The 12,346-nt window shown below is 65.4% G+C and carries 11 protein-coding genes and 1 pseudogene; 5 read left to right on the top strand and 7 right to left on the bottom strand.

What is annotated here, in order from left to right; translation table 11 throughout:
- From JNK99_RS12325 to JNK99_RS12315, 3 genes are all read right to left on the bottom strand, one after another.
- Positions 1–584: aminopeptidase P N-terminal domain-containing protein (locus JNK99_RS12325; RefSeq protein WP_291853491.1), on the bottom strand; the 584-nt coding region annotated here is incomplete at its 3' end.
- Positions 581–1,276, bottom strand: a complete 696-nt coding sequence (gene murU, locus JNK99_RS12320) for an N-acetylmuramate alpha-1-phosphate uridylyltransferase MurU (RefSeq protein ID WP_291853489.1) — start codon at positions 1,274–1,276, stop codon at positions 581–583. The genes murU and JNK99_RS12325, both read right to left, overlap by 4 nt.
- A gap of 7 nt (positions 1,277–1,283) precedes the next feature.
- Positions 1,284–2,315, bottom strand: coding sequence for a phosphotransferase (locus JNK99_RS12315; RefSeq protein WP_291853486.1), 1,032 nt, complete (start codon positions 2,313–2,315; stop codon positions 1,284–1,286).
- 113 nt (positions 2,316–2,428) lie between these two features.
- On the opposite strand from JNK99_RS12315, the gene JNK99_RS12310 reads away from it, so the two are divergent.
- The 4 genes from JNK99_RS12310 to rsmA are packed head-to-tail and all read left to right on the top strand — an operon-like array spanning position 2,429 to position 8,486.
- Positions 2,429–5,380 (top strand): LPS-assembly protein LptD, encoded by a 2,952-nt coding sequence (locus tag JNK99_RS12310; protein WP_291853483.1) that lies wholly within the window; start codon positions 2,429–2,431, stop codon positions 5,378–5,380.
- 8 nt (positions 5,381–5,388) lie between these two features.
- Positions 5,389–6,693, top strand: coding sequence for a peptidylprolyl isomerase (locus JNK99_RS12305; protein ID WP_291853480.1), 1,305 nt, complete (start codon positions 5,389–5,391; stop codon positions 6,691–6,693).
- 4 nt (positions 6,694–6,697) lie between these two features.
- Positions 6,698–7,702 carry a 4-hydroxythreonine-4-phosphate dehydrogenase PdxA gene (gene pdxA, locus JNK99_RS12300; RefSeq protein WP_291853477.1) on the top strand — a complete coding sequence of 335 codons (1,005 nt, stop codon included), beginning with the start codon at positions 6,698–6,700 and terminating at the stop codon, positions 7,700–7,702.
- Positions 7,703–7,706: 4 nt separating this feature from the next.
- On the top strand, positions 7,707–8,486 hold the full coding sequence (gene rsmA / locus JNK99_RS12295; protein ID WP_291853474.1) for a 16S rRNA (adenine(1518)-N(6)/adenine(1519)-N(6))-dimethyltransferase RsmA: 780 nt from the start codon (positions 7,707–7,709) through the stop codon (positions 8,484–8,486).
- A 168-nt stretch (positions 8,487–8,654) separates the two neighbouring features.
- Here rsmA and JNK99_RS12290 read toward each other — a convergent pair whose 3' ends face one another.
- From JNK99_RS12290 to xth, 4 genes are all read right to left on the bottom strand, one after another.
- The gene (locus tag JNK99_RS12290; protein ID WP_291853472.1) at positions 8,655–9,551 is read right to left on the bottom strand and encodes a PEP-CTERM sorting domain-containing protein; all 897 of its coding nucleotides are present in this window, start codon (positions 9,549–9,551) and stop codon (positions 8,655–8,657) included.
- Between the two features lie 390 nt (positions 9,552–9,941).
- Entirely contained in the window at positions 9,942–10,139 is a 198-nt protein-coding gene (locus tag JNK99_RS12285; protein WP_291853469.1) for a DUF2892 domain-containing protein, read from the bottom strand.
- A 98-nt stretch (positions 10,140–10,237) separates the two neighbouring features.
- Positions 10,238–10,918, bottom strand: a complete 681-nt coding sequence (locus JNK99_RS12280; RefSeq protein ID WP_291853468.1) for a Crp/Fnr family transcriptional regulator — start codon at positions 10,916–10,918, stop codon at positions 10,238–10,240.
- On the bottom strand, positions 10,915–11,682 hold the full coding sequence (xth, locus tag JNK99_RS12275; RefSeq protein WP_291853465.1) for an exodeoxyribonuclease III: 768 nt from the start codon (positions 11,680–11,682) through the stop codon (positions 10,915–10,917). Before xth ends, JNK99_RS12280 begins: the two co-directional genes overlap by 4 nt.
- 453 nt (positions 11,683–12,135) lie before the next feature.
- Here xth and JNK99_RS12270 point away from each other — a divergent pair.
- Positions 12,136–12,346, top strand: a pseudogene (locus tag JNK99_RS12270) (sugar ABC transporter substrate-binding protein); the annotation flags it as partial.

Raw genomic sequence — 12,346 nt, 5'->3', positions numbered from 1 at the left:
CGCATGGCGCAGGCGTGGCCGGCCGAAGCGATGTCGGCGGCGCGGCGCATGAGGTCGATCTCGTGCGCGTCCTTGATCAGTCGCATCTCGTCGAGCAGGCCACGCAGGTCGCGGATTTCGCCCGGCGCGCGCGTGCCGCTGCGGCTGTCGGCGCGTACCGCGTTGAGCGCGGCGGCGATCCGGCGGTCCCATTCGGCGTCGTGGCCGAGCGAGTGCCACAGGGTGCCGCGATTGGCGATCAGTTGCGGCAGTTTCTCGTCGAGACTGGCGATCGGATGGGCCTCACTGAAGCCGAAGGCTTCGGCCGCGCTCGCCGGCCCATGGCGGAAGCCGTCCCAGATTTCGCGCTCTTCGTTCTTCTCGCGGCAGAAGAGGATCGACTGCGCCTGCTTGCCACCGATCAGCACGATCACCGCCTCGGGTTCGGGGAAGCCGCTCAGGTACCAGAAGTAGCTGTCGAAACGGTAAGGGTAATGCGCGTCGCGGTTGCGCAGCCGCTCGGGTGCGGTCGGGATGACGGCGACGCCGTCGCCGAGACGGTCGAGTACCTGCTGGCGACGCCGGGAGTAGGGCTGGTGATTCATCGGGTTGGCAGAAGCTCCCTGTCCAGTTGGGCGAGGCGTTCGCCGGTTCCGACGTCGACCCAGCGCCCACCATGCCGTTCGCCGGTGACGATGCCGCGCCGGATGCCGTCGTCGAGCAGCGGCCGCAGCTTCATCACGGCGCCCGGGGCGACGCCGGCAAAGAACTCGGGCCAGAAGATGCCGATGCCGGCGTAGGTCAGGGCCGGGTCACCACTGCCTGCGGCGCTGCTGGACAGCGTCTCGCCAGTCAGGCGAAAGTCGCCGTCCGGGTGGTGCGGCGGGTTGTCGACCAGAATCAGGTGCGCCTGCCGCCGGTCTCCGGCTTCCGCGACGTGTCGCGCACGTGCAAAATCCCAGTCGCACCAGACGTCTCCGTTCACCGCCAGAAAGGCCGCTCTGCCGAGCAGCGGCAAGGCCGCGGCGATGCCGCCGGCGGTTTCGAGTGCGCCGGGAGGTTCCGGCGAGTAGCGGATGGCCAGGCCGAAGACGCGGCCATCGCCGAGCGCTGCCTCGATCTGTTCGCCGAGGTGGGCGTGGTTGACCACCACCTCGCGCCAGCCGGCGGCGGCGAGCCGTTCGATATGCCAGACGATCAGCGGCTTGCCGCCGGCGCGGAGCAGCGGTTTCGGCGTCGTGTCGGTCAGCGGCCGCAGTCGCTCTCCGCGACCGGCGGCGAGGATCATCGCTTTCATGCCGTCATCAGAAGGTGTAGCCGACGTCGAGCGCCTGTTCCGTCAGCGTGTCGAGCAGGTGGGCGAGCCCGCGCAACTCGCCGTAGCGCTGGCAGGTGCGGCGCAGATAGCTCATGACGCGTGGCATGTCCTTGAGGTAGGCCTGCTTGCCATCGCGGTGGCAGAGGCGGGCGAAAATGCCCAGCACCTTGAGCTGGCGCTGCGCGCCCATCCATTCATAGTCGCGATAGAAATCATGGAAGTCGGCTGGTACCGGCAGCCCTGCCCGTCGCGCCGCTTCCCAGTAGCGGATGACGTAGTCGAGTTCCTGTTCCTCGGGCCACTGGATGTAGGCGTCGCGATAGAGCGAGACGAGATCGTAGGTCAGAGGACCGTAAACGGCATCCTGGAAATCGAGGATGCCGGGGTTGGCCGGGAAAGCTGGCGAGCCCTCGCCGACCACCATCAGGTTGCGCGAGTGATAGTCGCGATGCACGAACACCTGCGGTTGCCGCAGGTTGTTGGCCAGGATGGCGGCGAAACTCGACTGCAGCAGCCCGGCCTGGGTCTGGTCCAGGGTCAGGCCGAGATGACACTGCAGGTACCACTCCGGGAAGAGCGCCAGTTCGCGCGCGAGCAGCGCCTGATCGTAATCCGGCAGGATGCCCGGTCGGCTGGCGAGCTGGATGGCGAGCAGAGCGCGGTTGGCGTCGGCGTAGAGCAGCGGCGCCGCCCGGCTGTCCACCAGGGCCTGCAGGTAGGTGGTGCGACCGAGATCGGAGAGGAGCAGGAAGCCCTGTTCGAGATCCTGCGCCAGGACCGCGGGGACATGCGTGCCTGCGTCGTGGAAGAGGGCGGCAACCCGCAGGAAGGGGTGGCAGTCCTCCTTGTCGGGCGGCGCGTCCATGACGATACGCGTGCTCCCGTCCGGCAGCCGGAGCCGGAAGTAGCGCCTGAAGCTGGCGTCCGCCGAGGCGGTTTCGACTGGGATGGTCTGCCCGGGGAACTGCTCCGCGAAGAGTTCCTGCACCCAGTGCCGTAGCAGGGTTGTGCGCGGCATGCCGCTTCTCCTTGAACGATGATGCTAGAATTGCCGGATTTTAGCATCCGGCCGCACGCTGCACGCGCCGGCAGAGGCTACAACCCGACGCATCTTTGATCGACTCTCCCGGAATGACGTTTCCTTCTCGGCGCAAACCGCTCACCCTGATCTTCTGCTGCAGTGTTGCGGGAACGTTTGCCGCCAGCCTGGCCGGCGAGGCGCAAGCACAGAGCCCGGCGCCCTTCCGGGTAGACCCCGGCCTGCTCGGCCTGCCGCCGGCAAAACCGGCCCAGGCGGACGTTCAGACCCCGTTCGAGCGCGCGGCGGCCGAATCTCGGCCGGTCGATCTCCCCCCTGTCGAGACGCGGCCACTGCCGCCACCGGTCGTACGAACGGAGCCCGCGGCGCGGCGCGCGTCCGAGGAAGCCGCCGCAACGCCGGCGCCGCCGCAGGCAGAGAAACCGGCGGCGGTACCGAAAGCAGTGGCATCGCAGGCGGCGCGTCCGGCGCCCGCCGTGACGCCGCCGGCGCCAAGCGTGCAGGAGGTGGCGACACCAGCCGCTCCCGCGTCGGTGGCAGCGCCGCTGCGCAGTTCGCGCAGCGAGGTGCCGGCACCGGTCGCCCGGCCGTCACCCGTGCGCGACACGGTCGAGCCGGCGGTCGCCAGCGGGCGGGTGTTGCCGGCCCCGACCTCACCGCAGCCGGCCCCTGCACCGGCGCAGCCGCCAGAGGTGCCGGTCGTGGCGGCATCGGCGGCGCGTTCGCCTGACGAGCCGCCCCTGCGGTTGCGCAGGGCCGAGGGCATGCTGCCACCTCCGCTCGATAGCGCACAGCCGCGACCGGTCTTTCTGAGTGCACAGACCATCTCGGGCGTCATCGAGCGCGAGGTGCTGGCCGAGCAGGAGGCCGAGTTGCGCAAGGTGGGCACGGAGGTGACGGCCGACCGTTTGACCTACTGGCCGGTCGAGGACGAGGTCGAGGCCGATGGCAACGTCCGCATGCAGCAGGGCGACGACATCATCTCCGGTCCGAAAGCGCGCCTCAAGCTGGAGGATCAGGTCGGTTTCTTCGACCAGGCATCGTACTTTGTCAAGCGGCAGGCAAAACCGGCCAAGGCGGCCGACGAGGAAACGTCGACCACCGGTTTCGCGGCGCCCAAGGATATCGCCATCAAACCGGGGCAGACCCGGATCAAGGCCTCGCAAAAACCGGCCGACCAGTTGACCGAGGCGCGTGGCGAGGCCGAGCGCATCGACCTGCAGGGTGAGAATCAGATTCACCTTACCGCCGCCACCTACACGACCTGCAAGCCCGGCAGCGACGATTGGTATCTCTCGGCTGGCGAGTTGCAGCTCGATTACGACAATGATGTGGGCAGCGGCAAGGATGCCACGGTCCGCTTTTTCGATGTGCCGATCCTGCACAGTCCCTGGCTCTCCTTTCCGCTGAACAACGAGCGCAAGTCCGGCTTCCTGGCGCCGAGCTATGGCTCGGGGAGCAGCAGCGGGTTTACGGTCGGCGTGCCCTACTACTGGAACATCGCACCCAACATGGACGCGACCTTCGAGCCCCAGTTGCTGACCAAGCGCGGTTGGCTGCTCGGCGGCGAGTTCCAGTATCTCGACGAGGCTTACGGCGGAAAATACCGGGGCGGTATCGAACTCGAGTATCTTCCGCATGACCGGCAGACGAATGACGACCGCTGGGCCGTGGCGCTACGGCACAGGCAGACGACGGCCAACGGCTTCACCGGTTTGCTCAGCTACAACCGGGTCTCGGACAACGATTACTACACCGATCTGTCGAGCAAGATCACCAACACGTCGCGTACGCAGTTGCTGCAACAGGGGTCGCTGACTTACGGCGGAGGGGGGTGGTGGTCCGTGACGACCAATCTGCAGTCCTTCCAGACGCTGCAGCCCGACCCCGAGAATCCGGTGACCAAGCCCTATCGTCTGCTGCCGCAAATCACGGTGAACGCACGACAACCCGACCTGTGGCTGACCGACAGCTCGTTCTTCGGACAATACACGTCGTTCGTCCATCCCGACGCAAACATGGTCGAAGGGCAGCGAACCGTGCTGCAGCCACAGATCTCTCTGCCTTTCGTGACGCCGGGTTGGTATGTCACGCCGCGGGTCGGCGTCAACCTGACCCATTACTCCCTGTCGTATCCCAATGCGGGTGTCGTCGGCCCCGATTCGATTACACGGACCTTGCCGATCTTCAGCATCGACTCGGGAATGACCTTCGACCGTTCGAGCAACTGGTTCGGGCGCGACTATACCCAGACGCTGGAGCCGCGGTTGTTCTACCTGAATATCCCGTACAAGAACCAGAACGATATCCCGATTTTCGACACTGCACTGGCCGATTTCAACTTTGCGCAGATTTTTGCCGACAACCAGTTCTCCGGCTGGGACCGCATCAACAATGCCAATCAGTTGACGGCCGCCTTGAGTTCCCGCCTGATCGACCCGGCGAGCGGTGCCGAGATCATGCGGGCCATGGTTGGCCAGCGGGTATACTTCAGCGACGACAAGGTGATCCTGCCCGGCACCACCCTTCGCCGGTGGGATACTTCGGATTTTCTGGCCGCCTTCAGCGGTCAGGTGTGGCCGAGAGTCTACCTCGACGCGGCGCTGCAATACGACCCGGGCGACCAGCAGTTCGAGCGCTACGCCTTGAGTTCCCGATATACGCCGGAACCGGGCAAGGCGCTCAGCGCGACTTACAGTTACAACATCGACGCGGCGATTCCGATCAAGCAGATCGACCTTGCCGGGCAGTGGCCGATCGGCGGCCGCTGGCAGGCGGTCGGCCGCTATAACTACTCTTTCCTGCAGAGCACGCCAATCGAGATCATCGGCGGGCTGGAGTACAACGCCGGTTGCTGGGCGGTACGTACCGTTGCTCACCGGCTGCAGACGACCGAGGCCGACTCGACGACGCGGTTTTTCGTACAACTTGAATTGAATGGCCTGTCGAGCATTGGTTCGAACCCCCTGAGCCTGCTGCAGCGCAGGATTCCGGGCTACGCGGTGGGGTCGGCGATGAGTGACCAGGGGTTGGCAGAATGGTAGGGTCAGTGATGAAGCTTCTCGGGCGCAGCGTGCTGTTTGCCGCCTGTCTGGTCGGCCTGGCGACGGCCCAGCCGCGCACGGCGGGTCAGCCGATTCCGGTCGACCGGATCGTGGCCGTGGTCAATGACGAAGTGATCACGCAGTACGAATTGCGGGCGCGCCTCGACTCGGCCGTCGCGCAGTTGAAGCGTCAGTCGATGCCTGCGCCGCCGCGCGATGTGCTCGAAAAGCAGGTGCTCGAGCGTCTGGTGTTCGACAAGGTACAGCTGCAACTGGCGCGCGAAATGGGTTTACGGGTGGACGATGCCCAACTGGATCAGGCGCTGCAGCGTATTGCTGCCGGCAACAAGATGTCGCTCGGCCAGTTCCGGGCGGCGCTCGAGAAGGACGGGATTGCTTTTGCCGGCTTTCGCGAGGAGATCCGGGCCGAAATGACGATCGCCCGGCTGCGCGAGCGCGAGGTCGACAGCAAGATCTTCATCTCCGACGGCGAAATCGACAACTATCTGAGCGGCATGACGGCGCAGGGCGGGGCCGGCGAGGAATATCAACTGGCGCACATCCTGTTGCGCGCTCCCGAGTCGGCGAGCCCGGAGCAGATTCAGAAGCTGCGCGCCAAGGCCGAGCAGGTGCTCGATCGCCTGCGCCGGGGCGAGGACTTCGCGCAGCTCGCCGCAGCCTATTCGGACGCCCCGGACGCCATGAAGGGGGGCAATCTCGGCTGGCGGCCGCTCGATCGCCTGCCGGCGATCTTTGCCGAGGTGAGCGTCAAGCTCAGGGTTGGCGAGGTCTCGCCGATCCTGCGCAGTTCGAACGGCTTTCACCTGATCAAGTTGCTGGACAAGCGTGGCGGTGGCGCGGCCAGAGCGGTCGAGCAAACGCACGCGCGCCACATCCTGATCAAGGTCAATGAAATCGTTTCCGAGCCCGAGGCGCGTCACAAGATCGAGGGGCTGCGGGAGCGGATCAAGCACGGCGAGAGCTTTGCCGAACTGGCCAAGCTTTTCTCGCAGGACGGTTCGGCGGCCAAGGGTGGGGATCTCGGCTGGATCTACCCCGGCGACACCGTCCCCGAATTCGAGCGCGCGATGAATGCCCTGGCGCCCGGTGAGCTCAGCCCGCCGGTGCAGTCATCATTCGGTTTCCACTTGATCGAGGTGCTCGAGCGCCGCGTGCAGGATGTGTCGAGTGAACGCCAACGCTCGGCGGCACGCCAGGCGCTGCGCGAACGCAAGCGCGACGAGGCCTACCAGGACTGGCTGCGCCAGGCGCGCGACCGGGCCTATGTGGAAGTCCGGCTGGAGGAGGGCTGAGTCCATGCCGTCTCTGCCGGTCATCGCGGTCACCATGGGTGAGTCGGCCGGCGTCGGCCCGGACGTCTGCCTGCGACTGCTCGAGCGCATGCGCCAGGCACCGTTCACGGCGCGCCTCGTCGTGCTCGGCGATCGCTCGCTGCTTGCCGAGCGTGCCGCAGCTTTGCGTCTGGATGGCCAACTGCGTGACTGGGACCCGTCTCTGCCGGCGCAGCCGGACGTTCTCGACGTGCTGCATCTGCCTCTGGCGGCCCGGGTGCAGGCCGGTCGCCTGGACCCGGCCAACGCGCCACAGGTGCTGGCCCTGCTCGATCGGGCGCTGGCCGGTTGCCGGTCGGGCGAATTCGCCGCGATGGTCACCGCGCCCGTGCACAAGGGAGTGATCAACGATGCCGGCATCTCGTTCACCGGTCATACCGAATATCTGGCGCAACGAACGCAGACGCCGCGGGTGGTGATGATGCTGGCCGGCGGAGGGCTGAAGGTGGCTCTGGTGACGACGCATCTGCCGCTCAAGGAGGTGCCGGCGGCAGTGACACCGGCGGCGCTCGAGGAAACCCTGCGCATCCTGCATGCCGAAATGGGCCGCAAGTATGGCATTGCCCGGCCGCGCATCCTGGTGGCGGGGCTCAACCCGCACGCCGGCGAGGCGGGCTACCTCGGTCGCGAGGAGATCGACGTCATCATTCCGGTGCTGGAGCGCCTGCGTGCCGAGGAAGGCATGAACCTGCTCGGGCCGCTACCGGCCGACACGATGTTTTCGCCGCCGGTTTTGGCGCGGGGTGACTGTGTGCTGGCGATGTATCACGACCAGGGGCTGACGGCGCTCAAGTACGCCAGCTTCGGTCACGGGATCAATGTCACGCTCGGGCTACCGATCATCCGCACCTCGGTTGACCATGGCACGGCGCTCGAACTGGCGGGCAGCGGCCAGGCGGATCCCGGCAGTCTGTTCGTCGCCGTCGAGCAGGCGATCGCGATGGCGGAGCGCGCCGGCCACGAAGACTGAGCACATGCGCACGCACGTCGCGCGCAAGCGCTTCGGTCAGCATTTCCTGGTCGACCGGCAGGTCATCGCCGACATCGTCGAACTGCTCGCGTTGCAGCGCTCCGATCGGGTGGTCGAGATCGGCCCCGGCTTGGGCGCCCTGACCACTCCCTTGTTACGGTGCCTCGACCACCTGCACGTCGTCGAGATCGATCGCGACATCGTTGCGCGTTTGCGGCAGACGTATTCGCCCGGTCAGCTGACGATTCACGCAGGCGATGCCCTGCTCTTCGATTTCGGGAATCTGGCGGCTGCTTCGCCAGGCGGTCTGCGGATTGTCGGCAATCTTCCGTACAACATTTCGACGCCGCTGCTCTTTCATCTGGCAAGCTTTGGCAACTGTGTGCGCGACATGCATTTCATGCTGCAGAAGGAAGTCGTGCAACGCATGATCGCCACGCCGGGATCCTCTGCCTTCGGGCGCCTGTCGGTCATGCTGCAATACCGCTTCGTCATGGAATGGCTGCTGCCGGTGCCGCCGGAGGCGTTCGAGCCCGCGCCAAAGGTGGATTCGGCGGTGGTGCGACTGATGCCGCGACCCGTCGCCGAGTTATCCGTCGCCGACGAGGGGCGGTTTGCCGCGCTGGTTTCGGCAGCCTTCGCGCAGCGCCGCAAGATGCTGCGCAACAGTCTCGCGGGGCTGGTCGACGAGGCACGACTGGAGGCGCAGGGGCTTGCTCCGACCTGTCGCGCCGAGGAGTTGTCGGTTGACGATTACCTGCGTCTGGCCACTGCCCTGGGCTGAGCGGCGCCAGCGCGCTGTCGGTCGGAAAGGAGCTGCGGCCAGCCTGCCGATGACACGCGAAGGCCGTCTCGCGTACGGCGAGGGCGCTGCTAACAGCGGAAGGTGCGCGCAAACGCCGAGGCGGCCCGCAGGCCGCCTCGGCGTTCAGCACTTTGCCAGGTCAGGCGATCAGGCGTCCGACTTGCGGCGGCGAGCCATGGCCAGACCGGCAACGCTCAGACCGAGCAGGGCCAGCGAGCCTGGTTCCGGGGTCTGATTCTGGATTTCGCCGACCTTGATGTCGACAAACGCCGCGGTGAACGAATCGGCCACGAGGCCGCCCGCCCGGAGCAGGTTGAGGTCCCACGCTGCACCACCGGAAGCCAGGGCGAGGTCGACATAGTCGGCAATGGTGTTGCCGAAGCCGGTCGCGGCCGAGCCCCCGGTTCCGACGACATAGCCGCCCGCTCCGTCGGCGACATAGCAGGCGCCGCCGCTGCTGATGCCGATGACCGGACCGGTCGAGGTCGAGGTGCAGCGGAAGGTGGCGTCCACGATGGCGTTCAGCAGGGTATTGGTGCTCGTCAGGCTGGCCAGGGTGCCGGCATAGGTCAGGCCGGCCTGCGCCGCGTCGCGGTCCTCGTCGGTGACCAGGATGTAGTTGCGCGCCGTGCCGGCACGGAAGCTGTACTGGTTCGCCGCAGCGATCGCCGCCCAGCCGTCTTCCGTTCCACCGGCGGTCGAGTAAGTCAGGGTCTGGTAGTCCGCGGCGGTTCCGAAGGCTTGGGTCAGCCCGGCGACGGTGTTCGAAGTGCCGGGAGCCGGGACGTTGAAGTATCTGGTCAGGCCGGGACCGCCACCGACTGCGAAGCCAACCGAGGCGTAGTTGTTCGGCGTCAGGCTCAGGGCTACGAGCTCGGTGTCCAGCGAGGTGATCGCACCCTTGATCCAGGCCTGTTCGCCGGCCATCGAGCCCGACTCGTCCATCAACACCGCGACATCTGCGAACGGCGCTGCCTGGGCGCCGCCGATACCCACTGCTGCCAGCAGGCTGGCCAGAGCAACCTTTTTCTCAATCTTGAACATGCTTGCCTCCAATGGCTTGAAAATTGAACAGATCAGTCGGGGACTTTCTCGATTTCTCCGAGATATCCGACGCCAACCGGGCAAGCAATAAGAGTGCCAGGGCAGATGTATGTTTCTAGTCGCATGTTTTGCATGGAGAAACTGCTCGGTCTGGAATTCTCGCTGCCGCCTTCTGTAAAGTATTCCGACAGATGGAGAGCTGGCTCCTTCGGATGGAGCGCAGCGGATTGGCGCGACTTGCCCGGAGGACACGGCAGGCGAAAACCGGCGGCAAAGTTGGGGGGCAGGCGTTGCGGCGCTTGCCTGAGCGCGGACGCTCAGGTGCGGGAGTGCTCCGGCGGTCAACCCGGTGCGTCGGACCGGCCAGTGCGGCGTCCAGCGGGCGACCGTTCAGGGGTTCTTCTTGAGCGGGCAGGTATTCATGCCGAGTAGCGAATAAGCGGGGCAGACGCCGAGCAGGCCGGTCAGCAAGGGGACGACGCCGATCCAGCCCCAGGCGCCAACGACACCCAGAGCGGCCAGGGTGATGAGGGCGATGCCGACGACGATACGCAGGGTTTTGTCGATTCCACCGACGTTGTTTTTCATGATGAGCTCCGTGAAAGGGTGTAGGAGAAGCTGCCGAGAATAGCCGGGCCTGCTGCTCGTGTATGTAACCCCGGTCACAGAGGGTGGATACGGTTGTCTCAGCGGCCGCTGTCGGCCAGTTGCTGCAATCCGGCGCGGTCGATGAGCCTGATCCGCTGGCGACCGAGCGCGACGAGACCGTCGGCGGCGAAAACCTTGAGCAGGCGGCTGACGATCTCGCGCACGCTGCCCAGTTCATCGGCCAGTTGTTGGTGGGTGCAGTGGTCGGTCTGTCCTCTGGCCAGCAATAGCCGGGCGAGGCGCTGATCGAGGCGCTGGAAGGCAACTTCCTCGACCAGTTGCATCAGCTTGGCAATCCGTTCGGCAAAGAGGTGGAAGACGAATTCGCGGAACGCGCGTTGCTCGCCGATCAGTTTCTCGAAAAGCGGGATCGGCAGGAGCAGCAGCGCAACCGGAGTTTCCGCGATGCCGCGTGCCGCGTACGGGCTGTGTCCCAGCAGACAGCTCGAGGTAATGATGCACGAGTCGCCCTCGGCAACCCGATAGAGCAGCATCTCGCGTCCACCAGCACTGCTCTTCACGACCTTGATCGTGCCGGCGAGGATCAGTGGAAATCCCATGCAGTTCTGCCGTTCGTTGAACACCTGGGCGCCAGCCGGCAGCTCGAGCCAGCCGGCGGTGTCGCAGAGAGCCGCCCAGTCCTCGGTGGGCAGAGCGCGCAGGACCGGGTAATGCGTGAGCAGCGATGGCTCGAGGTCTGGCGGCAGTCGCTGTGTCAATCCGTCCACTCCGTCACCACCGGGGCATGGTCCGAAGGCCGCTCGAGCTTGCGCATGTCGCGCCTGATTCCACTGACGACGCAGCGTGCAGCGAGTGGCGCGGAGAGCAGCACATGGTCGATCCGTAGCCCGTGGTTTTTCTGGAAGCCGAGCATGCGGTAGTCCCACCAGGAAAAGGACCGCTCGGGTTGAGCGAAGAGGCGAAAACTGTCCTGCAGACCGAGGCTCAGCAAGCGCTGAAAGGCTGCACGTTCGGGTTCCGAACACAGGATCTGGCCGGCCCAGGCGAGTGGGTCATGCACGTCCCGATCCTCCGGCGCAATGTTGAAATCGCCGGCCAGCGCCAGTTGCCGATGCCCGGCGAGCCGTCCGGCCAGCCAGCCGGCGAGGGCATCCAGCCACTCCAGCTTGTAAGCGTACTTGTCGCTGCCGATCGACTGGCCATTGGGAACGTAGGCACAGACCACGCAGATCCCGCGCACCGTGGCGGTCAGCAGACGCTTTTGCTCGTCAGGGTAGAGCGGGTTGCCGAAAACCACCTCGGATGGCGCATCGCGGGTGAGTAGCGCTACCCCGTTGTAAGTCTTCTGACCAGAGAAACACGCGTGGTAGCCGCTGGCGGTGATCTCTGCGCATGGGAAGAACTTGTCCTCGATCTTCGTTTCCTGCAGGCAGACGACATCGGGTGCTTCTTCCGTCAGCCATGACAGGAGCTGCGGCAGGCGGACCTTGAGCGAGTTGACATTCCAGGTGGCGATTTTCATCGATTATCGCAGGTGGTGAGCCGGGGGCATCGGTCGGAGTCCTGCCGGGCCGCCCGGCTGGCGTCCGGTGGCCCGGGTGAATGAACACTTATATAAGCATGTTATCGTATTGGCTGTTGTTTTCCTCACGCGGACTAAAGAAATGCGGCCAAGTGTGCGTTATTTCCCTTGTTGAAAGTGATGAAGGCGGTATCCTGCAGCGGTTGGCAGCCGTGTGGCAGAGGTGGGCTGGCAGGGCGGTTTCCGGGTCTGCTCCGGACAGGGCCAAGGGTCGAGTCGTCTCGCCCAGCCGGGTCTGGACGGGCAGGGCTGGTAGGTGCCTCGGGCTGCACTTTTGCCGTCTCGGCCAATTCCACTATACTGTGCCGCGCTGCACGGCAGCCGTCGGCGCAACCTTTATGATTTCTGCCGTATACACCGTTTCCGAGCTGGCGACTTAAAAAGGAGAGCACTATGGTTACACGCCTGCATGATGTGATTGGCGTCGCGTTTCGTTGGATCTTGCTGGGCGTTCTCGGGGTGCTGCTGGTGGGCTGCTCTTCGTATCCGCCGGCGCCAGTTTCGGCAGCCTCGGCCGACTACCGCTACATCATCGGGGCCGGAGACAACGTCAATATCATTGTCTGGCGCAACCCGGAACTCTCGATGTCGGTGCCCGTTCGTC

Origin of the sequence: Accumulibacter sp., assembly GCF_016789985.1 — a bacterium.
In the GTDB taxonomy this organism is placed as follows: Bacteria; Pseudomonadota; Gammaproteobacteria; order Burkholderiales; family Rhodocyclaceae; genus Accumulibacter.
Note: the sequence above shows the minus strand (reverse complement) of the source record. Positions and strands in the feature narration are given on the sequence as shown.